Source organism: Enterobacter cloacae complex sp. P29RS (assembly GCF_014893445.1).
GTDB classification, from domain to species: domain Bacteria; phylum Pseudomonadota; class Gammaproteobacteria; order Enterobacterales; family Enterobacteriaceae; genus Enterobacter; species Enterobacter intestinihominis.
The window spans coordinates 111,378-129,889 of sequence record NZ_JADBPZ010000009.1; the positions used below are offsets into that span (position 1 = coordinate 111,378).

Sequence of the window (18,512 nt, forward strand, 5' to 3'; positions counted from 1 at the left end):
TCGTGAAGTGATGTTTATATTTTGTTTTATTATGGTTAAAAAGCATTCTGTACTTTTAATGAACAACGCTATTTTTACCAGTGCCTTTAATGGTTTAGCGCAGGTTTTTAACAAAAACCAGACTAATATCTCTATTTTTCAGGCGATTAAGCAAAGATAATATTCTGAAATCAGACGGAGATAAACAAATAAAAGCGCAGTTTGCAGCATAAAATAACGGTACAAAGCGCCGAATAAATCACTACCATTCAGGTTAAAATTCTGCTTATTTTTCGATCCATGTGTTTTCAAACTGCCCATCGCGTTGCCAAAAAACTAATCACCTGGTAAATGGGAAGAAAAAGAGAAAGTGCCTGAGCAATTAAATTGAGTACACTGGCCGTACTCTTTTTGATTTGGACAAGCAGCTAATGAAACTGACTATCGTGCGTCTGGTGACCTTTAGCGACCAGGATCATATCGACCTGGGCAAGATCTGGCCGGAATATTCTTCTTCATCGCTGGCCGTCGATGAGAACCACCGCATCTATGCCGCGCGCTTTAACGAGCGCCTGCTGGCCGCCGTCCGCGTAACGCTGAGCGGCACGGAAGGGGCGCTGGACTCCCTGCGCGTGCGCGACGTGACCCGTCGTCGCGGGGTCGGGCAGTATTTGATTGAAGAGGTGATCCGCGAAAACCCGAGCGTGACCTCCTGGTGGATGGCCGACGTGGGCGTGGAGGATCGCGGCGTAATGGCGGCGTTTATGCAGGCGTTAGGGTTTACGGCGCAGGCGAACGGGTGGGAGAAGCGCTAAAAGAAAGCCGGGTGGCGGCTGCGCCTTACCCGGCCTACATTCATTATCTGCCGCATTTTCCCAGGCTGATTGTAGGCCCGGTAAGCGAAGCGCCACCGGGCAAAAGCGGGGCTGTGCGGCCTGATGCCCTCACCCCGGCCCTCTCCCACGGGGAGAGGGAGAAAACATTAAAAAAGGCAACTTACGTTGCCTTTTTGCTTTTATTTGGCGTCTGTCGCCGTGCCGTTGGCATGCCAGTCAAACACGCCGAACTCGAAGCCCTTCAGGTCGCCCTTCTCATCCCAGGACAGCGGCCCCATCACGGTTTCCACCGAGTTCGCTTTCAGCCAGGTGGCAATCTCCGCCGGATCGGCTGACTGGTTCAGGCCCGCTTGCAGAGACTGCAACGCTGCGTAAGTGGTCCAGACGAACGCACCGCTTGGATCCTGTTTCTTCGCCTTGATGGCATCTACAACAGGTTTGTTCGCAGGCACCTGGTCGTAGTTTTTCGGTTTGGTCACCAGCAGCCCTTCAGCAGACTCACCCGCGATGTTAGACAGGGAAACGTTCGCCACGCCTTCTGGCCCCATGAACTGTGTCTTCAGACCCGCCGCACGCGCCTGACGCAGGATCTGCCCCATTTCCGGGTGGTAGCCGCCGTAATAAACGAAGTCGATATTCTCTTTCTTCAGACGCGCTACCAGAGTCGAGAAGTCTTTCTCACCGGCGGTGATACCGTCAAAGAACACCACGTTGGCATTCGCTTTTTTCAGGTTATCCTGCACCGCACGGGCCAGGCCTTCGCCGTACTGCTGTTTGTCATGAACAATCGCGATGCGCTGCGGCTTCACTTTTTCAACAATGTATTTCGCGGCGGTTGGCCCCTGATCCGAGTCCAGACCGGTGGTACGCAGGATCAGCTTATAGCCGCGCGCGGTCAGCTCTGGTGCCGTCGCAGCTGGAGTGATCATCAGAATGCCTTCGTCTTCGTAGATGTCAGACGCGGGCTGGGTGGAAGAGGAGCACAGGTGACCGATAACGTATTTGATCCCGTCGTTTACCACTTTGTTCGCCACCGCGACCGCCTGTTTCGGGTCACAGGCATCGTCATATTTTACGATTTGCAGCTTTTCGCCCTTGATGCCGCCCTTAGCATTAATGTCTGCAACCGCCTGTTCCGCGCCCGTAAATTCCTGGTCGCCGTACTGTGCTACCGGACCGGACATCGCGCCCACCACGGCCACTTTAATATCGGCCTGCGCCATAGTGCTGAATGCCAACGCGATACATCCTGCCAGTAACGCTTTACCCTTCATGTTCATCCTGAGATTCCCCATTATTATGGTTATAACGATTGTTGTGATGTTGTTGTGTAGCGCTTTATTTCAATTATAGGCGTGCTGTTCGCGCTTTTTCAGCATACTCTGCTAAAACATACCCCATTTTTATGATTTTGGAATAGCTAATTTGAAATGAAAATATGATAAGCCCGACCTTCATTTCAGCCGGGCTTTTGGCTTTATCGTGTCAGCGAGGCGGAAATAATATCCAGCGCTTTACGGAACTGCGCTTCGGGGATGGTGAGCGGGTAGAGGAAGCGGATAACGTTGCCGTAGACGCCGCAACTCAAAAGCAGCAGCCCTTCGTTCAACGCGCGCTCCTGAACCTGACGGGTAAATTCCGGCGACGGCTGTCCGGTTTGCGGATCGGTAAATTCCACCGCCACCATCGAGCCCTGTCCACGGATATCGGCGATCCAGGGACAGCCATCCTTCGCTTTAGTCAGCACCTCGACAAGATGATGGCCGAGATGAGACGCGCGCGTGCAGAGATCTTCCTCGTCAATCACGTCCAGCACCGCATGGGCCGCCGCAATCGCCAGCGGGTTACCCGCGTAGGTGCCGCCCAGTCCGCCCGGAGCGGGCGCGTCCATCACCTCTGCCCGGCCAGAGACGGCAGAGAGCGGCATTCCGCCCGCCAGGCTTTTCGCCATGGTGATCAGATCGGGCTTCACGCAGTGGTTTTCCATGGAGAATAGCTTGCCGGTACGGGCGAAGCCGGTTTGCACTTCGTCGGCAATCAGTAAAATCCCGTGGGTATCGCACAGGGCACGCAGCGCCTGCATAAAATCAGCGGGCGCGACGTTGAATCCGCCCTCGCCCTGGACCGGTTCAATAATGATTGCCGCCACCTGATCGGGCGCGATATCGGCTTTGAAGATGCGCTCCAGGCTTTTTAACGCTTCGGCGGTACTGACGCCGTGCAGGTTGTTGGGGAATTGCGCGTGGTACACCGAGCCGGGGAACGGGCCGAAGCCGAGCTTATAGGGCGCCACTTTGCCGGTCAGCGCCATGGTCATAAAGGTACGGCCGTGGAACGCGCCGCCGAAGGTGATAAGGCCGGGACGTCTGGTGTACGCGCGGGCAATTTTCACCGCGTTTTCGACCGCTTCTGCACCGGTTGAGAAAAAGGCGGTTTTGGCTGGCCCCTCTATGGGTACGCGCTGGTTGATGCGCTCGGCAAGCGCCACATAACCTTCATAGGGGACGATCTGGTAAGCGGTATGGGTAAAGGCATGAAGCTGTTTTTCGATGGCGGCGATAACTTTAGGATGGCGATGCCCGGTATTCAGCACGGCGATCCCGGCGGCAAAATCAATATACTCGTTACCTTCTACATCCCACACCGTGGCGTTTTCGGCTTTATCGGCATAGAAGTTACACATGACGCCGATACCGCGCGGCGTCGCCTGTAAACGCCGGTCGTTCAGTTCGTTATTTTTCACCCTGTCACCCTCTGAAAGTCGCCTGCTTAGCGCATCAGTAAGTGTTTGCCAGGGGGAAGAAATTCGCCAGAGCGGGCGCTAAAAAAACAAAACCCCCAGACTCTCATCCAGGGGTTCTCGGTGTACTTCGCGGAAATTACGCTTCGATAGCGGCGCGAAGTTTTTTCATGGCGTTCTTCTCAAGCTGACGCACACGTTCAGCGGAGACGCCGTAGCGGTCGGCCAGTTCCTGCAACGTGGACTTGTTATCTTCGTCCAGCCAGCGGGCACGGATGATATCCTGGCTACGCTCGTCGAGGCCTTCCATCGCGAAGGTCAGCTTGTTTGCCGCCTGGTCTTCCCAGTTATCCTCTTCAATGCCGTCAGCAAAGTTAGAGGTTTTATCCTGCAGATACAGGACCGGGGCCATCGGCTGGCTGTCGGAGGCATCGTCGTCGGCAGACATATCAAACGTCATGTCCTGCGCGGCCATACGGGATTCCATCTCGCGGACGTCTTTGCTGGAAACGCCCAGCTCGCGCGCCACCATTTCTACTTCATCCTGGTTGAACCAGCCCAGACGCTGCTTGGTTTTACGCAGGTTGAAGAACAGTTTGCGCTGCGCTTTCGTCGTGGCGACTTTCACAATACGCCAGTTACGCAGGACGTATTCGTGAATTTCCGCTTTGATCCAGTGCACGGCGAAGGAGACGAGTCGCACACCCACTTCCGGGTTGAAGCGACGTACCGCCTTCATCAGGCCAATGTTACCTTCCTGAATCAGGTCCGCCTGCGGCAGGCCGTAGCCCGCATAATTACGAGCAACGTGAACAACAAAGCGCAGGTGAGACAGGATCAGCGTTTTAGCTGCTTCCAGATCGCCCTGGTAATGCAGCTTTTCAGCAAGCTCCTTTTCTTCCTCAGCCGTTAACATCGGCCAGGTGTTCGCAGCCCGGATGTAAGATTCCAGGTTACCAACAGGGGCTAAAGCTAAAGTTTGCATTTCTTTGGTCATTCATTCCTCTCAATGTTTCTTCTGGTCCAGGTTGTCCCCGTCAGGCAACAACCATGCCAAAGCGTTTGAGCAACGAGATTAGCATTCACTCTTTTATCAGACAGTGATTTTATCCACAAGTTCCAGGTGCAACAGTGAATAAATTACGCACAAAATGTGACATGAAGATGATTACAGGGGAAGAGACAACAGGGACGCTTTCCCTGCAAGCGAACATCTCGGTGCAGGGAAAGATTATATCACGCTTTTATTAGTCGGGAGTAAAGTGGCGTAAATGTTGAACCGTTGCCAGCCATGCCGCCACCCAGCCGATCATGGAGCAGACCAGCAGCAACAGCAGGCACTCATCGAACCCTAAGCCACTGATATCAAACTTCGTTCCGAAAACCTGCGCCACCTCGGTGACGGCAGACGACAGCCGCATCACCAAAATTTCTGACAAAATCAATGAAAGAAATGCACCAGAAAAACCTAATAACGCGCCGCCATAGAGGAACGGGCGGAGGATGAAACCATCCGTTGCGCCAATCAGTTTCTGCACGTTGATGGTATCGCGACGGGCGAAGATGCTCAGGCGCACGCTGTTACCGATGACGAGGAACACCGCCGCCACCATCAGCACGCCGATCATCGCCGATACGCGCCCCACCAGCCCGGTCAGGGCGGCAAGGCGGGCAAACCAGCTGTCGTCCATGCGCACTTCATCAATCCCATTGATGCGGGTAATGCGGTCGCGCAGGGTGTTGAGCGAATCGGTGCCCTGGAAATCGAGCTTCGGGATCACCACCGCCACGGCGGGCAGCGGGTTCTCTTCCAGCATATCCAGCGCGCCGCCGAACCCGGACCAGTTGCGGAACTCGCCCAGCGCTTCATCGCGGGAAAGATAGTTCACCTTCTCCACGCCCTGCTCGGCCTGAATCTGCCCCACTACCTGAGCCGCCGCGTTATCGTCGAGGGCTTTATCCAGATAAACGGTAATCTGCGGCGACGGATAGTACTGGGATGCCGCCTGGTTCACGTTTTTGTAAACCATGTAGCAGACGCTGGGCAGCGTCAGGGAGATGGCAATCACCATCACCGTCAGGAACGTCGCCAGCGGTTTGCTTTTTAGATCCTGCAACGCGCCCTGGAAGGCGTAGCGCACCTGTTCGTTGAAGACGTTGGTTTTGCGGGAGTTCGGTTTCGGTGTCGCTTTGGCACGCTTAGGCGCATGGCGATTGCCGTCCCCGCCGCCCTGAGGCTTGCGGAAACGGTCAAACCGGTTGCTGAACTGCCGAATCTGGTTCATTGCATCACGCTTATTCACCGTGGCCTCCGTGCAAATGCCCGTCGCTCAGGGTCAGCATGCGGTACGAACGGCGTGAGATAAGCCCCATGTCGTGCGTCGCCATCAGTACCGTGACCCCCACGCGGTTAAATTCCTCAAACAGACGCAGGATCCCTTCAGAGAGGGCATCGTCCAGGTTACCGGTCGGTTCATCCGCCAGCAAGACGGCAGGCTTGTTCACCACCGCACGGGCGATGCCCACGCGCTGCTGCTCACCGCCGGAGAGCTGGATCGGGAAGTTCTTCGCTTTGTCCAGCAGCCCGACCTTATCCAGCGCCGCCGAAACGCGTCGGCGGATATCATCGTAACTGGCGCCGGCAATAATCAGCGGGATAGCGACGTTATCGAAAACCGTGCGATCCATCAGCAGGTGGTGATCCTGGAAAATCATGCCAATCTGACGACGCAGGAACGGCACTTCACGGTTCTTAAGACGGCTAATTTCATGGCCGCTGAACCAGATTTTCCCGGCACTTGGCCGCTCGATCCCACAGATCAGCTTGAGCAGGGTACTTTTCCCCGCGCCGGAATGGCCGGTCAGGAATGCCATCTCGCCTGGCTGGAGGTGGAATGTTACCCCCTGCAGCGCTTGTCTCCCGCCGAGATAGGCCTTGCTGACGTGTTCAAAGCGAATCATTGTTAGTCCTCTCGGGCAAATAGTGCCTCAATAAAGTCGTCCGCTTTAAACGGACGTAAATCCTCAATACGCTCGCCCACACCGATATAACGGATAGGAATGCCGAACTGGTCGGCCACGGAGAAGATCACCCCGCCTTTCGCGGTGCCGTCCAGCTTGGTCAGCGTGATCCCGGTCAGTCCTACCGCTTCATTGAACAGCTTCGCCTGGCTGATGGCGTTCTGTCCGGTGCTGGCGTCGATAGTCAGCATAATTTCATGCGGTGCATCTTCGTCCAGCTTCTTCATGACGCGAACGATTTTCTTCAGCTCTTCCATCAGGTGCGATTTGTTCTGCAAACGCCCTGCGGTATCTGCAATCAGCACGTCCACATTACGCGACTTCGCCGCCTGGATGGCATCGAAAATCACGGACGCGGAATCCGCGCCGGTGTGCTGGGCAATGACCGGAATATTGTTGCGCTGGCCCCACACCTGGAGCTGTTCCACCGCTGCCGCACGGAACGTATCGCCCGCCGCCAGCATCACCGATTTGCCCTGCTGCTCAAACTGGCGCGCCAGCTTGCCGATGGTGGTGGTTTTACCCACGCCGTTGACGCCAACCATCAGAATAACAAAGGGCGTTTTGCCTTCAATATTAAGCGGTTCGTCAACTTTTGCGAGAATTTCACCCATCTCGTCTTTCAGCAGGCCGTACAGCGCCTCGGCGTCACGCAGCTGTTTGCGGTTCGCTCCTTCGGTCAGGTTGGCGATGATTTTCCGGGTGGTCTCCACGCCCACATCCGCAATCAGCAGTTGCTCTTCCAGCTCCTCAAACAGATCGTCGTCGATCTTCTTGCCGCGGAACAGACTGATAAATCCGGAACCTAAGTTTTCTTTGGTTTTGAGCAGGCTGCGCTTCAGGCGCGCGAAGAAACCTTCTTTGGTCGGTTTTTCCTGCTCCTGAACGATCTCTTCTTCGGCCTGCTCTTCCACCGGCACGACGATGACCGCTTCTTCAGCCGCTTCCGCCGCCAGCGCCTGGGCCTCCAGCTCTTCGTCGGTCAGCTCTGGCTCAAGGGCCGCTTCTTCTTCCACCGCCTCAACAATTTCAACGGTTTCCGCTTCGGCCTGCCACTCTTCGGCAGAAACTTCTTCAGCTTTCACCTCTTCCGGCAGCGGCAGCGCTTCGTGTTCGATAGCGGCCTGCGGCGCTTCGGTAAGGGTTTCAACGATAACCGGCTCTGGTTTTTCGCTCTCCTGAACCTGTTCGGTAACCTCAACCACCTCTTCGGCAAAGGATTCAATCTCTTCTTTGCTGTGGGCTGGCTCTTCCGCTTCGACAACCGCAGCGGTTTCGACAGGCGTTTCAGGCTGTGACTGCTCTTCTACAACCTGCTGTTCTTCGGTTTTCTGTTCTGTTTCTTGCTCTTTTTCACCGAAACCCAACCAGGAAAAGAAGCCACGTTTTTTTTGTTTTGCCATCTGCGACTACACTCCTCGCGGCGCTATATACAGGGAAGCTAAAAAAATGATGAAATAGTCTAACACTTTACTTAATTGACATCACCGCCCGCAATCGCAGGGCATTGTTAACAGAGCTTTCCTGAGATGAAGAAACCCACCCGCGCCCCGGCCGGTCAAATTCGCATTATCGGCGGTCAGTGGCGAGGCCGGAAATTACCGGTGCCGGACAGCCCCGGTTTACGCCCTACCACGGACCGCGTTCGCGAGACGCTGTTTAACTGGCTCGCCCCGTCAATGGTAGACGCCCATTGCCTGGACTGCTTCGCCGGAAGCGGTGCATTAGGGCTGGAAGCGCTGTCGCGCTATGCTGCGAGCGCCACGCTGCTGGAGATGGAGCGCGGCGTCGCGCAGACGTTGCAGCAAAATTTGGCTACGCTGAAAGCAACCAACGCCAAAGTGGTGAATACCAACACGCTGAGCTTCCTCGCGCAACAGGGGACGCCGTTCAACGTGGTGTTTGTTGACCCGCCGTTCCGTAAAGGGCTGCTGGAAGAGACATTATCGTTGCTGGAAAAAAATGGCTGGCTGGCAGACGACGCGCTGATTTACGTTGAAAGCGAAGTGGAAAATGGTCTGCCGCCCGTTCCCGTTCACTGGGATCTGCACCGCGAGAAGGTCGCCGGCCAGGTGGCTTATCGTCTGTATCACCGTCAGGCACAAGGAGGATCCGATGCCAGTACTGATTAACGTAGGGCGCTTGCTGATGCTGGGCGTCTGGGCATTTTTGATTTTGAATCTGGTGCACCCGTTCCCGCGTCCGCTGAATATCTTCATTAACGTGGCGCTGATTTTCACCGCGTTCATGCATGCCTTGCAGATGGTGATGCTGAAAAACGGACTGCCGAAAGATAGCCCACCGATGACCGGCTGGCAGCAGCTACGGGTGTTTATTTTCGGCGTATTTGAGCTGCTGGTGTGGATGAAGAAGTTTAAGGCGCAGGTGAAGAAGTAACCGCCTCACCCTAACCCTCTCCCACAGGGAGAGGGGACGCTTACACCCTCTCCCCTTCGGGGAGAGGGCCGGGGTGAGGGGAAAATTACTGCTCCGGTTCAAACCCTTCAAACCGCGACCCTTTGTAGCTCAGCGTGCCTTTCTCCCCCACCGTCAGCTGGTGGTACTGCTGCGCCTCCAGTCGGAAGGTCATCTCCAGCCCGCCGGTTTCCGGCTTAAAGCTCGCTTCATAGCGCATCGTTGTGCCCGCAGGCGTCACCTGCTGCTGGCGGGATCGGCTGTCATTAAGCGGTTTCTCGCGCTTGTTCGTCACCACCACGCGCTTTTGCATCAGCGGCGCGGCATCGTTGTCGGCCTTCTCACGGCGCTGCTGCACGAAGCGAAACGAGGCGGCAATGACGATAATCGCCAGCACGACAATAAAAAACAGCGGCATCTTGCTCATTGAAAAATCCCATCAGATTATGCGGAATTCAGGATACCTCGCCTGCCCCGGCATTGCCAAACGCCCGCTCGCGTCACTACACTGGATCAGAAACTGATCATTCAGCCTCAACAGTTACAGGGAGTTAATATGCTTTGGTCATTTATCGCTGTCTGTTTTTCCGCATGGCTTTACGTCGATGCGTCTTACCGTGGCCCAGCCTGGCAGCGCTGGTTGTTTAAACCCGTCACGCTATTGCTCCTGCTGTTGCTTGCCTGGCAGGCACCGATGTTTAACGCCATCAGCTATCTTGTCCTCGCGGGGCTGTGTGCGTCCCTGATTGGCGATGCCTTAACCCTGCTGCCGCGCCAGCGTCTGCTGTACGCCGTGGGGGCATTCTTCCTGTCGCATCTGCTCTATACCATCTACTTTGCCAGCCAGATGACGCTCTCCATCTTCTGGCCGCTGCCGCTGGTGCTGCTGGTGATTGGCGCCCTGCTGATCGCGGTGATCTGGTCGCGTCTGGAAGAGATGCGTCTGCCGGTGTGTACGTTTATCGCCATGACGCTGGTGATGGTGTGGCTGGCGGGCGAGCTGTGGTTCTTCCGTCCGACAGCGCCTGCGATGTCCGCGTTCTTCGGTGCCGCACTGTTGTTGTTGGGTAACATCGTCTGGCTGGGCAGCCACTATCGCCGCCGCTTCCGTGCGGATAATGCGATTTCTGCCGCCTGTTACTTTGCCGGACACTTCCTGATTGTGCGTTCACTGTATATCTAAATAACGCTTGACTCTGGAGTCGACTCCAGAGTGTATGCTGCGGTTAATGAGAAAATTATCATTACCGGAGACTGCCATGTCGACTCCAGAAATACCTAAAAAAGTTCCCCAATTCTCGGCACTTAAGCTCAGCCCGGTTCCGCCAAAAGAGGACTGCTGCTGCGAGGGCGCATGCGAAACGCAAACTCAAACGCTGCCTGAAAGCGGCAATCACTACAGCTGGGTCGTCAACGGCATGGACTGCGCGGCCTGCGCCCGCAAAGTGGAAAACGCGGTGAAGCAGGTGCCGGGCGTGAGCCACGTTCAGGTGCTGTTCGCTACCGAAAAGCTGCTGGTCAGCGCCGAAAACGACGTCAGCAGACAGGTTGAAGCCGCCGTCAGCAAAGCGGGTTATACCCTGCGCAGCGAAACGGCGCCCGCAGAAAAAACGTCCCCGCTAAAAGAAAACCTGCCCCTTATCACCCTCATCATGATGATGGCCCTGAGCTGGGGGCTGGAGCAGATCAACCACCCGTTCGGCAACCTGGCGTTTATCGCCACCACGCTGGTTGGCCTGTTCCCGATTGCCCGTCAGGCGCTGCGTCTGATGAGAAGCGGCAGCTGGTTTGCCATCGAAACGCTGATGAGCGTGGCGGCTATCGGGGCGCTGTTTATTGGCGCGACGGCGGAAGCGGCGATGGTGCTGCTGCTGTTCTTAATTGGCGAACGCCTTGAGGGCTGGGCGGCGAGCCGGGCGCGTAAAGGGGTGAGCGCGCTGATGGCGCTAAAGCCGGAAACCGCCACGCGGGTTATTGATGGTCAGCGTGAAACGGTCGCCATCAACACCCTGCGCCCGGGTGACGTGATTGAAGTGCCCGCAGGCGGACGTCTGCCAGCCGATGGGGCCCTCGTTACCGCCACCGCAAGTTTTGACGAAAGTGCCCTGACCGGGGAATCCATCCCGGTAGCGCGCGCGGCGGGTGAAAAGGTGCCTGCGGGCGCCACCAGCGTCGACCGACTGGTGCAGTTGACGGTCCTTTCCGAACCGGGCGACAGCGCCATCGACCGCATCCTCAGGCTGATTGAAGAGGCCGAGGAGCGCCGCGCGCCAGTAGAACGCTTTATCGATCGCTTCAGCCGGATTTACACCCCCGCCATCATGCTGGTGGCGCTGCTGGTCACCGTCGTCCCGCCGCTGTTCTTCGGCGCACCGTGGGAGGGCTGGATTTACAAAGGGCTGACGCTGCTGCTGATCGGCTGTCCGTGTGCGCTGGTGATCTCCACCCCGGCGGCGATTACCTCCGGGCTGGCGGCGGCGGCACGTCGCGGGGCGCTGATTAAGGGCGGCGCGGCGCTGGAACAGCTGAGCCAGGTCCAGCACATCGCCTTCGATAAAACCGGCACGCTGACCGTCGGCAGGCCGCAGGTGACCGGCGTGTATCCGCAGGACATCAGTGAAGACGCCCTGCTGACGCTGGCCGCTGCCGTGGAGCAGGGTTCCACCCACCCTCTGGCGCAGGCGATTGTGCGTGAAGCACAGCGCCGCGGGCTGAACATCCCTCCGGCAACGGCCCAGCGAGCGCTGGTCGGGTCAGGGATTGAAGCTGTGGTCGAAGGCAAAAAAGTGCTGATCGCCGCGGCGGACGCGCGCTCTACTCCACAGGTTGAGGCGCTGGAGCAGGCCGGGCAGACGGTCATTACCGTGATGCAGGACGGTGTGCCGATGGGCATGCTGGCGCTGCGCGACACCCTGCGTGACGATGCGAAAGACGCCGTCGACGCGCTACACAGGCTGGGAGTACAGGGCGTGATCCTGACCGGCGATAATCCGCGCGCGGCGGCGGCGATTGCAGGCGCGCTGGGGCTGGAGTTTAAGGCCGGATTGTTGCCTGCGGATAAAGTCAGCGCGGTAACCGAGCTGAACAGCAACGCCCCGCTGGCGATGGTCGGGGACGGAATAAACGATGCCCCGGCAATGAAAGCTTCCAGCATCGGCATTGCGATGGGCAGCGGCACCGACGTGGCACTGGAGACCGCCGATGCGGCGCTGACGCACAACCGCCTGACCGGGCTGGCGCAGATGATAGAACTTGCGCGGGCGACGCGCGCCAATATTCGGCAGAACATCGGCATTGCGCTGGGTCTGAAGGGGATTTTCCTGATCACCACGCTGCTCGGCATGACCGGACTGTGGCTGGCGGTACTGGCGGATACGGGGGCGACGGTGCTGGTTACGGCGAACGCGTTGCGGTTGTTGCGTCAAAGGTAAAAGTGAAACGGCAACCGGGTTGCCGTTTCTCGTGTTTGCCCCCTCTCCCCGCGGGAGAGGGCCGGGGTGAGGGCATCAGGCCGCACGCGTCACTGCATCCCTAACAGCCCCGGCAACCACAATGAAATCGCCGGAATGTACGTCACCATCCCCAGCACGACCAGCAACATACCGTAAAACGGCAGCATCGCCCGCACCACGTGTTCGATCTTCTGCTTACTCACCGCGCTCGCCACAAACAGCACCGACCCGACCGGCGGCGTGATCAGCCCAATCCCCAGGTTAACCATCATGATCATCCCAAAATGCACCGGGTCGATACCCAGTGCATTGGTCACCGGCAGCAGCACCGGCGTGAGGATCAGGATGATAGGCGCCATGTCCATCAGCGTGCCAATCAGCAGCAGCATGATGTTGAGGTACATGAGGATCACGTACTTGTTATCGGAGAGCGATGTGAAGAATTCGGTGATGCGCATCGGCAGTTGCATGTAGGTCATCACCGCCCCAAACGCCGCGGCAAAGCCGATTAAAATCATCACGATGGTGACGGTTTTCACCGTGCGGCACATCAGCTTCGGCAGTTCGCTCCACTTGTAGTCGCGGTAGATAAACATGGTGACGAAGAACGCCCACAGACAGGCCACGGCGGCAGATTCGGTGGCGGTAAAAATCCCGGACAAGATCCCACCTAGGATAATCACCACCGTCATCAGCCCCCACAGGGCATCGAGCATAATTTTCAGCGCCTGCCTGAACGGGATTTTGTCCCCCTTCGGGTAGCCGCGCTTGCGGGCGAAGCACAGGCAGAGCACCATCAGGCTCACCCCCAGCAGCAGGCCCGGCAGCACGCCCGCGATAAACAGCGTGGCGATGGAGACCGTTCCCCCCGCCGCCAGGGAGTAAATCACCGAGTTGTGGCTGGGCGGGATCAGAATCGCCTGCACCGACCCGCTGGCCGTCACCGCCGCCGCGTATTCGCGCGGATAACCCTTCTTCTCCATCTCCGGGATCATCACGCTGCCGATAGACGCCGTATCCGCCACCGACGAGCCGGAAATCGCGCCGAAGAACGTCGAGGCGACAATGTTCACCAGCGACAGCCCACCGCGGATAAAGCCGACGAACACGTAGGCGAAATTCACCAGCCGTCGGGCAATGCCCCCTTCCGCCATGATCGCCCCGGCAAGAATGAAGAACGGGATTGCCAGCAGGGTAAATTTATTGACCCCGCTGGTGATCTGGATCATCAGCGCCTCCAGCGGCAGGTCAATCCACAGCGCGCCCGCCACGGCGCTTAAGCCGACGGCGAAGGCCACCGGCATCCCCAGCGCCAGCAAAATGGCGAGGGTGAATAACAAAACAAAAGCATCCATTGTTCACCCCTTAACTGTGATTGCCGATCAGCACGACCGGACGGTTTTCCTGCGAGCCAAACAGCAGGCGTTCAAGCACAAACAGGATCAAAATGGCCGACCCGACAGGCAGCGGCAGATAGCTTTCGCCGGAGGTCAGGAGCGGAAACTCCGCCACCGGCTGCTCCCACAGCTCAACGCACAGCCAGTAGCTGTACCAGCACATCAGGCCAGAAATCAGCAGCATCAGCAGATCCACTACCCGCGCGCACAGCCTTTGCAGCGACGCGGGCAGGCGGTCGGTAAGCATGTTGACCGCTATATGCGACCCGGCGCGGTAGCTCACCGCCGCGCCGATGAAGGTAAACGTCACCATGCAGATAATGGCGATCGGTTCCGGCCAGGATTCGCCGCGATTGAGCACGTAGCGTGAGAAGATGCCGATGGGGATCACTATCGTCATCACCAGCAGCGAGAGACCCGCCACCGCCATGGCGAGCAGGTACAGACGATCCATCCACTTCAGGTAGAGTTCGGACATACGTACTCCGGATTACTGAACGTCAGCGATGGCTTTCATCAGATCCTGATGCTTGTCGCCATACTGCGCGCGCACCGGCTCTGTCGCCTTGATAAACACCGTTTTATCGATGTCGTGGAACTGCACGCCGCCGGCCTTCATTTTCGCCAGCGCCTGGTCGTTATACGCATTCCACAGCTTGCGCTGCTCGAACTGCGCTTCGCGGGCCAGCGTCAGGATCTTTTGCTGTTCGTCAGCGCTGAGTTTGTCCCATTTCACTTTGGAGTAGAGCAGCATTTCCGGAGTGATAAAGTGGCCGCTCAGCGTGTAGTTTTTGGCGATCGGCATGTAGTTGTGGGCGATAAAGGTTGGCGGGTTGTTCTCCGCGCCATCGATCACCCCGGTCTGCATGCCGCTGTAAACCTCGCTGACGCCCATCGCCACCGAGTTCGCCCCCATCGCTTTCAGCGTGGCCAGCGCCACCGGGCTACCCTGGACGCGGATCTTCTTCCCTTTCAGGTCTTCCGGTTTAACGATCGGCGCTTTGGTGATCAGGTTGCGGGTGCCGGAATCCATCCAGCCGAGGAAGACCAGGCGCGATTTCGGGTTGGCGGTCAGCTTGTCGCCAATCTGCTTGCCGATATCCCCGTCGATCACCTTGTGCATGTGGTCTTCATCGCGGAATACGTAGGGCAGCGTAAACACTTCGATATCCGGCAGGATGGCGGCAACCGGCGCCATAGAGACGCGGATCATGTCAATCGCCCCCATCTGCGCCTGCTCAATCATCTGCTTTTCATCCCCCAGCACGCCGCCGGGGAAGACCTTAATCTCCAGCTTGCCATCGGTTTGTTGTTTGAGTTTTTCACCCATCTGCTGAACCGCCACCACGTTCGGGTAGCCTTCAGGATGCACATCGGCGGCTTTGATGGTCTGGGCAGAAACGGTGCAGGCAAAAGCAGACAGGCACAGAGCAGCCAGTAACGGCTTGAGGGTCGTTTTCATTGAGTCAACTCCAGGGTAGTGAAATAAGCGTTAAAACGATGTTTTAGTTTTTGACGTTTAAAAATTAGACTACGGCTGGAAAAAGGAGGGTGAAGCGCCTCACAAAAAGCGCGAAATTTTGAAACGATGGTTCGAAATTGTGATGAGTACTTGTCGGGTGGCGGCTGCGCCTTACCCGACCTACTACACCCGTAGGCCCGTGCAAGCGAAGCGCCGCCGGGCGTCAGGCCGCACTTACCCCTTACGAATCAAATACCGGTACGGCAAGGTCTCGGTTTGCTGCGCCACCAGCTCATGTTCCATAAAGGTACAAAAGCCGGGGATATCACGGGTGGTAGCCGGGTCATCGGCGACGATCAGCAGCGTTTCGCCGCTCTGCATGTTACGGACGGTCTTACGCACCATCATTACCGGCTCCGGGCAACGGAGGCCCTGAGCATCAAGCGTGTGGTCTGGGCTGGAAAACAGGTCGGTCATGTTCTTCTCGTTCAGGTAAAAACGGCTGTAGTTTACGCCCCGCTATCGCCAATGCAAACCAGGTTAACGATTGCGTGAAAATTAGCCATTGCAAAGTGTCGTTAAAGCAGTATCATGCGGCGGCTTTATTGGGTTCCCTCACCCCAAATATTAATCAAAAAGGTACAATATGAACTCCTTTACACAATCGCAGCGCGTCAAGGCGTTGTTCTGGCTTTCGCTATTTCATCTGCTGGTGATCATCTCCAGTAACTATCTGGTACAGCTCCCCATCTCCATTTTTGGTTTCCATACCACCTGGGGCGCGTTCAGTTTCCCGTTCATTTTCCTTGCGACGGATTTAACCGTGCGTATTTTTGGCGCACCGCTGGCGCGGCGGATTATTTTTGCGGTGATGATCCCGGCACTGTTTGTCTCCTACGCCATCTCCTCGCTGTTTTACATGGGAAGCTGGCAGGGCTTCGAAGCCCTGACGCATTTCAACCTGTTCGTCGCGCGTATTGCCGCCGCCAGCTTTATGGCCTATGCCCTGGGGCAGATCCTCGATGTCCACGTGTTTAACCGCCTGCGTCAGAACCATCGCTGGTGGATGGCACCAACGGCTTCCACGCTGTTCGGTAACGTGAGCGATACGCTGGCCTTCTTCTTCATTGCCTTCTGGCGCAGCCCGGACGCCTTCATGGCAGAACACTGGATGGAAATCGCTCTGGTGGACTACGCCTTTAAGGTGCTTATCAGCCTGGTCTTCTTCCTGCCGATGTATGGCGTGCTGTTGAATATGCTGCTGAAAAGACTGGCAGATAAATCTGAAATCTCCGCATTGCAGGCAGGTTAAGGGTTCGCTTTATCAGTTGTGATAAGATGAACGAATGAGCCGCTATGGCCGTTTATCGAAAGGAAGAAGTCAATGCGCAATCTGGTTAAATATGTCGGGATTGGCCTGCTGGTTGTTGGCCTTGCAGCCTGTGATAACAGCGACACCAAAACGCCTGCTCAGGGCGCGTCAGCAGAAAGCAACGCCACCGGTCAGCCGGTGAGCCTGATGGATGGCAAACTCAGTTTCTCTCTGCCCGCGGACATGACCGATCAGAGCGGTAAGCTGGGCACCCAGGCGAACAACATGCACGTCTACTCCGATGCCACCGGGCAAAAAGCAGTCATTGTGATTGTCGGTGACGATACCAGCGAAGATCTGGGTGTGCTGTCCAAACGTCTGGAAGATCAGCAGCGCAGCCGCGACCCGCAGCTTCAGGTGGTGACCAATAAGTCTATCGAGCTGAAAGGCCACACGCTGCAACAGCTGGACAGCATCATCTCCGCCAAAGGCCAGACCGCTTACTCCTCCGTGGTTCTCGGCAAGGTAGATAATAAACTGCTGACCATGCAGATCACTCTGCCTGCAGATAATCAGCAAAAAGCGCAGGCAACCGCTGAAAACATCATTAACACCCTCGTGATCCAGTAATCGTTCACCAGGATGACGTGGCCTCCGTCGCTTGCGCCGGGGGCCATTTTTTTTCCATGACTTTAAGACTAACGCTCCAGACGAAGCGAATCCGGCGCACTACAATTAGCAAGCCCCCCGGAAAAAGGAATTCTTATGACTGCCAGCCCGCCCGACAAAGCCGGACTTCATATTTTATTAAAACTCGCCTGCCTGGTGGTTATCCTTGCGGGTATCCATGCGGCGGCGGATATCATTGTTCAGCTTCTGCTGGCGCTGTTTTTCGCCATCGTCCTCAACCCGCTGGTGACGTGGTTTTTACGCCGGGGCATCAGCCGCCCGGTCGCGATTACCATTGTGGTGATGGTGATGCTGGTTGTCCTGACGGCGCTGTTCGGCGTGCTCGCCGCCTCGCTGAGCGAATTTTCCACCATGCTGCCGCAGTACAATAAAGAGCTGACGCGCAAGCTGGTCGATCTCCAGCGCATGTTGCCGTTCGTTAATCTGCATATCTCACCGGAACGGATGCTGCGCCGGATGGATTCCGAGAAGGTGATGACCTACGCCACCACGTTGATGACCGGGCTTTCCGGGGCAATGGCCAGCATTCTGCTGCTGGTGATGACGGTGGTGTTTATGCTGTTCGAAGTGCGCCACGTGCCGTATAAGCTGCGTTTTGCCCTGAACAATCCGCAGATCCACATTGCCGGCTTGCATCGCGCGCTGAAGGGTGTGTCCAAATATCTGGCGCTGAAAACGCTGTTAAGCCTGTGGACCGGCGTGATCGTCTGGCTGGGGCTGGTGCTGCTGGACGTGCAGTTCGCGCTGATGTGGGGCGTGCTGGCGTTTTTACTGAACTACGTGCCCAATATCGGCGCGGTGCTTTCTGCCGTTCCGCCGATGATCCAGGCGTTCCTGTTTAACGGTTTTTATGAGTGCATGCTGGTAGGAGCGCTGTTCCTCGTCGTGCATATGGTGCTGGGCAATATTCTCGAACCGCGCATGATGGGTCACCGTCTGGGCATGTCGACGATGGTGGTGTTTTTATCGTTACTGATCTGGGGATGGCTGCTGGGACCGGTGGGCATGCTGCTCTCCGTGCCGCTCACCAGCGTCTGTAAAATCTGGATGGAAACCACGAAAGGAGGCAGTAAACTCGCCATTCTGCTGGGTCCGGGTCGGCCAAAAAGCCGTTTGCCGGGATAACCGGGTGGAAAGGGTTAAAAGTGACGTTTATTCGCCAGCGCGACGACAACATTGTACGATGTGCGCAGCAAATCGCGCTGGCG

The 18,512-nt window shown here is 56.9% G+C and carries 19 protein-coding genes; 8 read left to right on the forward strand and 11 right to left on the reverse strand.

Annotated elements, in window-relative coordinates:
• Positions 1 to 410 precede the first annotated feature (410 nt).
• Complete coding sequence (gene panM, locus IM282_RS08985) at positions 411 to 794, forward strand: aspartate 1-decarboxylase autocleavage activator PanM (RefSeq protein WP_022649664.1); 384 nt, start codon at positions 411 to 413, stop codon at positions 792 to 794.
• Between the two features lie 200 nt (positions 795 to 994).
• Here panM and livJ read toward each other — a convergent pair whose 3' ends face one another.
• The 6 genes from livJ to ftsY form a co-directional block, all read right to left on the reverse strand.
• Positions 995 to 2,095: a branched chain amino acid ABC transporter substrate-binding protein LivJ gene (livJ, locus tag IM282_RS08990; RefSeq protein WP_015571474.1), complete on the reverse strand. Its 1,101-nt coding sequence runs from the start codon at positions 2,093 to 2,095 to the stop codon at positions 995 to 997.
• Between the two features lie 197 nt (positions 2,096 to 2,292).
• Complete coding sequence (locus tag IM282_RS08995) at positions 2,293 to 3,558, reverse strand: 4-aminobutyrate--2-oxoglutarate transaminase (RefSeq protein ID WP_192970331.1); 1,266 nt, start codon at positions 3,556 to 3,558, stop codon at positions 2,293 to 2,295.
• Between the two features lie 136 nt (positions 3,559 to 3,694).
• On the reverse strand, positions 3,695 to 4,552 hold the full coding sequence (rpoH, locus tag IM282_RS09000) for an RNA polymerase sigma factor RpoH (protein ID WP_000159624.1): 858 nt from the start codon (positions 4,550 to 4,552) through the stop codon (positions 3,695 to 3,697).
• 250 nt (positions 4,553 to 4,802) lie between these two features.
• Positions 4,803 to 5,858, reverse strand: a complete 1,056-nt coding sequence (gene ftsX / locus IM282_RS09005; RefSeq protein WP_022649667.1) for a permease-like cell division protein FtsX — start codon at positions 5,856 to 5,858, stop codon at positions 4,803 to 4,805.
• Positions 5,851 to 6,516, reverse strand: a complete 666-nt coding sequence (gene ftsE, locus IM282_RS09010) for a cell division ATP-binding protein FtsE (RefSeq protein ID WP_006812284.1) — start codon at positions 6,514 to 6,516, stop codon at positions 5,851 to 5,853. Before ftsE ends, ftsX begins: the two co-directional genes overlap by 8 nt.
• A 2-nt stretch (positions 6,517 to 6,518) precedes the next feature.
• Positions 6,519 to 7,979, reverse strand: a complete 1,461-nt coding sequence (ftsY, locus tag IM282_RS09015) for a signal recognition particle-docking protein FtsY (RefSeq protein ID WP_192970332.1) — start codon at positions 7,977 to 7,979, stop codon at positions 6,519 to 6,521.
• A gap of 126 nt (positions 7,980 to 8,105) precedes the next feature.
• On the opposite strand from ftsY, the gene rsmD reads away from it, so the two are divergent.
• Both rsmD and IM282_RS09025 read left to right on the forward strand, forming a co-directional pair.
• Positions 8,106 to 8,708: a 16S rRNA (guanine(966)-N(2))-methyltransferase gene (rsmD, locus tag IM282_RS09020; protein WP_022649669.1), complete on the forward strand. Its 603-nt coding sequence runs from the start codon at positions 8,106 to 8,108 to the stop codon at positions 8,706 to 8,708.
• Complete coding sequence (locus tag IM282_RS09025; RefSeq protein ID WP_022649670.1) at positions 8,692 to 8,973, forward strand: DUF1145 family protein; 282 nt, start codon at positions 8,692 to 8,694, stop codon at positions 8,971 to 8,973. Before rsmD ends, IM282_RS09025 begins: the two co-directional genes overlap by 17 nt.
• 85 nt (positions 8,974 to 9,058) lie before the next feature.
• On the opposite strand, the gene IM282_RS09030 is transcribed toward IM282_RS09025, so the two are convergent.
• Positions 9,059 to 9,418, reverse strand: coding sequence for a DUF2500 domain-containing protein (locus IM282_RS09030; protein WP_192970333.1), 360 nt, complete (start codon positions 9,416 to 9,418; stop codon positions 9,059 to 9,061).
• A 129-nt stretch (positions 9,419 to 9,547) separates the two neighbouring features.
• On the opposite strand from IM282_RS09030, the gene IM282_RS09035 reads away from it, so the two are divergent.
• Together IM282_RS09035 and zntA are read left to right on the forward strand one after the other, a co-directional pair.
• Positions 9,548 to 10,174 carry a lysoplasmalogenase gene (locus tag IM282_RS09035; RefSeq protein ID WP_022649672.1) on the forward strand — a complete coding sequence of 209 codons (627 nt, stop codon included), beginning with the start codon at positions 9,548 to 9,550 and terminating at the stop codon, positions 10,172 to 10,174.
• A gap of 76 nt (positions 10,175 to 10,250) precedes the next feature.
• Positions 10,251 to 12,422 (forward strand): Zn(II)/Cd(II)/Pb(II) translocating P-type ATPase ZntA, encoded by a 2,172-nt coding sequence (zntA, locus tag IM282_RS09040; RefSeq protein WP_192970334.1) that lies wholly within the window; start codon positions 10,251 to 10,253, stop codon positions 12,420 to 12,422.
• 89 nt (positions 12,423 to 12,511) lie between these two features.
• Here zntA and IM282_RS09045 read toward each other — a convergent pair whose 3' ends face one another.
• The 4 genes from IM282_RS09045 to tusA all read right to left on the reverse strand — a co-directional run bounded on the left by IM282_RS09045 (position 12,512) and on the right by tusA (position 15,779).
• A complete protein-coding gene (locus IM282_RS09045) occupies positions 12,512 to 13,798 on the reverse strand; it encodes a TRAP transporter large permease (protein WP_022649674.1) in 1,287 nt (428 codons plus the stop codon).
• A 10-nt stretch (positions 13,799 to 13,808) separates the two neighbouring features.
• Positions 13,809 to 14,318 (reverse strand): TRAP transporter small permease, encoded by a 510-nt coding sequence (locus IM282_RS09050; protein ID WP_023298808.1) that lies wholly within the window; start codon positions 14,316 to 14,318, stop codon positions 13,809 to 13,811.
• A 12-nt stretch (positions 14,319 to 14,330) separates the two neighbouring features.
• Positions 14,331 to 15,302 (reverse strand): TRAP transporter substrate-binding protein, encoded by a 972-nt coding sequence (locus tag IM282_RS09055; protein ID WP_192970335.1) that lies wholly within the window; start codon positions 15,300 to 15,302, stop codon positions 14,331 to 14,333.
• Positions 15,303 to 15,536: 234 nt separating this feature from the next.
• Complete coding sequence (tusA, locus tag IM282_RS09060; protein ID WP_000130627.1) at positions 15,537 to 15,779, reverse strand: sulfurtransferase TusA; 243 nt, start codon at positions 15,777 to 15,779, stop codon at positions 15,537 to 15,539.
• Positions 15,780 to 15,948: 169 nt separating this feature from the next.
• Between tusA and IM282_RS09065 the strand changes: the two genes are divergently transcribed.
• The 3 genes from IM282_RS09065 (at position 15,949) to IM282_RS09075 (ending at position 18,429) form a co-directional block, all read left to right on the forward strand.
• Positions 15,949 to 16,614: a 7-cyano-7-deazaguanine/7-aminomethyl-7-deazaguanine transporter gene (locus IM282_RS09065; protein ID WP_022649676.1), complete on the forward strand. Its 666-nt coding sequence runs from the start codon at positions 15,949 to 15,951 to the stop codon at positions 16,612 to 16,614.
• A gap of 72 nt (positions 16,615 to 16,686) precedes the next feature.
• Complete coding sequence (locus IM282_RS09070) at positions 16,687 to 17,244, forward strand: DcrB family lipoprotein (protein ID WP_022649677.1); 558 nt, start codon at positions 16,687 to 16,689, stop codon at positions 17,242 to 17,244.
• Between the two features lie 135 nt (positions 17,245 to 17,379).
• Entirely contained in the window at positions 17,380 to 18,429 is a 1,050-nt protein-coding gene (locus IM282_RS09075) for an AI-2E family transporter (protein ID WP_003861270.1), read from the forward strand.
• Positions 18,430 to 18,512 lie beyond the last annotated feature (83 nt).

Coding starts and splice junctions, on each gene's coding strand:
- panM (WP_022649664.1), top strand. CDS start 411: ATGAAACTGACTATCGTGCGTCTGGTGACCTTTAGCGACCAGGATCAT.
- livJ (WP_015571474.1), bottom strand. CDS start 2,095: ATGAACATGAAGGGTAAAGCGTTACTGGCAGGATGTATCGCGTTGGCA.
- rpoH (WP_000159624.1), bottom strand. CDS start 4,552: ATGACCAAAGAAATGCAAACTTTAGCTTTAGCCCCTGTTGGTAACCTG.
- ftsE (WP_006812284.1), bottom strand. CDS start 6,516: ATGATTCGCTTTGAACACGTCAGCAAGGCCTATCTCGGCGGGAGACAA.
- ftsY (WP_192970332.1), bottom strand. CDS start 7,979: ATGGCAAAACAAAAAAAACGTGGCTTCTTTTCCTGGTTGGGTTTCGGT.
- rsmD (WP_022649669.1), top strand. CDS start 8,106: ATGAAGAAACCCACCCGCGCCCCGGCCGGTCAAATTCGCATTATCGGC.
- IM282_RS09025 (WP_022649670.1), top strand. CDS start 8,692: ATGCCAGTACTGATTAACGTAGGGCGCTTGCTGATGCTGGGCGTCTGG.
- IM282_RS09030 (WP_192970333.1), bottom strand. CDS start 9,418: ATGAGCAAGATGCCGCTGTTTTTTATTGTCGTGCTGGCGATTATCGTC.
- IM282_RS09035 (WP_022649672.1), top strand. CDS start 9,548: ATGCTTTGGTCATTTATCGCTGTCTGTTTTTCCGCATGGCTTTACGTC.
- zntA (WP_192970334.1), top strand. CDS start 10,251: ATGTCGACTCCAGAAATACCTAAAAAAGTTCCCCAATTCTCGGCACTT.
- IM282_RS09045 (WP_022649674.1), bottom strand. CDS start 13,798: ATGGATGCTTTTGTTTTGTTATTCACCCTCGCCATTTTGCTGGCGCTG.
- IM282_RS09050 (WP_023298808.1), bottom strand. CDS start 14,318: ATGTCCGAACTCTACCTGAAGTGGATGGATCGTCTGTACCTGCTCGCC.
- IM282_RS09055 (WP_192970335.1), bottom strand. CDS start 15,302: ATGAAAACGACCCTCAAGCCGTTACTGGCTGCTCTGTGCCTGTCTGCT.
- tusA (WP_000130627.1), bottom strand. CDS start 15,779: ATGACCGACCTGTTTTCCAGCCCAGACCACACGCTTGATGCTCAGGGC.
- IM282_RS09065 (WP_022649676.1), top strand. CDS start 15,949: ATGAACTCCTTTACACAATCGCAGCGCGTCAAGGCGTTGTTCTGGCTT.
- IM282_RS09070 (WP_022649677.1), top strand. CDS start 16,687: ATGCGCAATCTGGTTAAATATGTCGGGATTGGCCTGCTGGTTGTTGGC.
- IM282_RS09075 (WP_003861270.1), top strand. CDS start 17,380: ATGACTGCCAGCCCGCCCGACAAAGCCGGACTTCATATTTTATTAAAA.